Source organism: Nostoc sp. CHAB 5836 (genome assembly GCF_020829445.1).
Lineage (GTDB): Bacteria > Cyanobacteriota > Cyanobacteriia > Cyanobacteriales > Nostocaceae > Nostoc.
Genome location: NZ_JAIVFV010000369.1, coordinates 1 through 2,392 on the forward strand (window position 1 = coordinate 1; position 2,392 = coordinate 2,392).

At 42.7% G+C, this 2,392-nt stretch carries 1 protein-coding gene; it reads right to left on the bottom strand.

What is annotated here, in order from left to right:
* Positions 1-107 precede the first annotated feature (107 nt).
* Positions 108-1,730 (bottom strand): DISARM system SNF2-like helicase DrmD, encoded by a 1,623-nt coding sequence (drmD, locus tag LC605_RS32525; protein WP_229551479.1) that lies wholly within the window; start codon positions 1,728-1,730, stop codon positions 108-110.
* Positions 1,731-2,392 lie beyond the last annotated feature (662 nt).

The following is a 2,392-nucleotide window of genomic DNA, read 5'->3' on the forward strand; positions in this document are numbered from 1 at the left end:
TTAAGTAATTTGATTGTATCAATAGTTAAATCTTTAATAAATCGCATTTTTTTGACCTTCTTGTGACCAAGAAGATATTTTACATTACTATTTCCATAATATACAATTTATTTTGCATAGGTACTTAACTGCTGTTGTAAATAACGTTTAGTATCTGTATATTCTGTAAAGATAATTACTCGCCGTTCTAACCAAGCAGCATTAGGTTGACCCAAATCGGGACAAAGATTTTGGCGAATCCACTCCACCAGTTGTTGAATCCGCGGATCTGGCTGATAGCGAGAGGAATTCGCTACATCTGCCATTTCATTTAAAATTGCTAATTCACGGGCTGTTTGTCCCGCAGCCTGCATACTAGCTGCTGCCATTTGAGCATCTTCTTCTGCAATTACTTCCTCTTCGGAAAATTCAGCCCGTTCATCATCAGCACCAGGGGATTCAAACAGCAACGGGAGACTGGCTTGATGTATGGAGGTGCTGTGAGCCGCTTGCTTTTCCATCCCCGTCCGATGCACCTTTAAAGTCCGAGCAAATGCCTCAATGGAAGACAAAAGACGCTTTTGTAATGAAGTAATCACCAGCATCGCCGTAGTCTGGGTAGACTTCGCTGCATCTTTGAGCTTTTCCTCACGCAGATTGCGATATTGTTGTAGCAGTCGGGATAATTTGAGTTCGGGCGCGTCTTCTGGCAGGTTATCAATAACTATAGGAAGAACGTAGCGTTGGGGAAACTCTTCTCCAATCTCCCGTAAATCTTGTTTTAAGCGCCGCACCATTACTGTGTCCAGCAACTTGCGATTACGAACGGGTACTCCTCGGCAGAAACGCTGGGGGTCGAGAATTTCTAGTAAGGCAGCAAAGCTGTTGGAGTGTCCATTGTGGGGAGTGGCAGATAAAAACAGCTTGTGTTCAAAACGCGGTGCTAAATCTCGAACAGTCTTGGTAAGTTGGGAGTCAACGGCATACTTTGCACCACTCGCAGGTGCAGCATTGTGAGCTTCATCAAGGATGAGCATGGATGCAGCTGCAAAATCACCAAGCCAGTCCCGTAACGGTGCGGTGTATGTTTCATCTCGTAGCAAAGCGTGGGAAATAATGAACCGGGTGTGTGTCATCCAAGGGTTAATTCCATAACCCCGTTCTTGACGACGGGCAGCAATAAACTCACGGTCAAGAATCATGAATGTGAGTCCAAAGCGACTCTCCATTTCTTCTTGCCACTGCCTTACCACTGATGGCGGACACGAGATAACTACTCGCCTAACCTTTTGCCGCATCAGCATCTCACGCAGTATCAGCCCTGCCTCAATTGTCTTGCCCAAACCGACATCATCCGCAATAAATAAACCGACTCTCGGCATTAGCAAAGCTTTACGTAGCGGCTCTAATTGATAAGCTTTGACTTCTATACCCGCTCGGTAAGGCGCTTGAAAAAGCTTGGCATCTGTGGAGGTTACGCAATTCCACCGTAATGTGTGCAGGTAGGCAGAAAATAGACGCGGATTATCAAAACCTCGATTCGCTATGGAATCCCATGATGTCGCCCCTACGATTTTGGCATCTATTTCCCGTTCCCATAGGACTTCTAGCGATTCTCCTAACGCATCATCTTCTAAACAAGAAAGACTAACTTTTGTGTCTTGCTCCTTAGTGGGTTTCGACACAACTTCTTCTACAAGATACTGCCGCGATCGCACTCGCACAATTTGTCCAGTTACAATGTCAGTCACTGGTATCTTCCTCTTTGTGACTGGACTGGTATTATCCCTCCTCTAATCATCACAATTTCACTCCGCTAAACCCTTATGTCTAATGACTGGTTGGACTAGAGTGCTAAGAGAGCAACTATGCTTTTTGAGTAGCAGGTATAAAATAGTTTATTCATCTCGGAGGCTCTTAGCACCTGCTACATCTTATTAAGTATTTTTCTATACGTCTATATTATTTAGCTAATTATCACGAAAATTTTAAAGCTTTTATCTGATAAGCAATTTACAAATTATTTTTCTCCGAATTATTACGTACATTAATTTTCTAGCACAGGGCAACACTCAATCTATTTAGTAATAATACTTAGGTTTTTGAGAGTCAGCGATATTTTGTAGTACGACTTTGAGGTAGCTTTATTTGAGTAGCGATCGCTTTATTGTTTATTATGAAAATTTCTGGACTAATTTTCTACAATTGATCCCAAAGTGCCATTGACCACACCTAAGAAATCATCTGGCGATAGCAGAAGCAGCATTCCTCGCATTCCACCCCTTCAGTTCATAAGTATTTGCTGGGAATCAAAGTGCATACTTTACAGGTCACATACTTACTCAAAGAGATTTGGGATGTTTCTTGCTCCATGAATTACTCTGACAATTTCTATCCCTTCTTCAATGAGTCG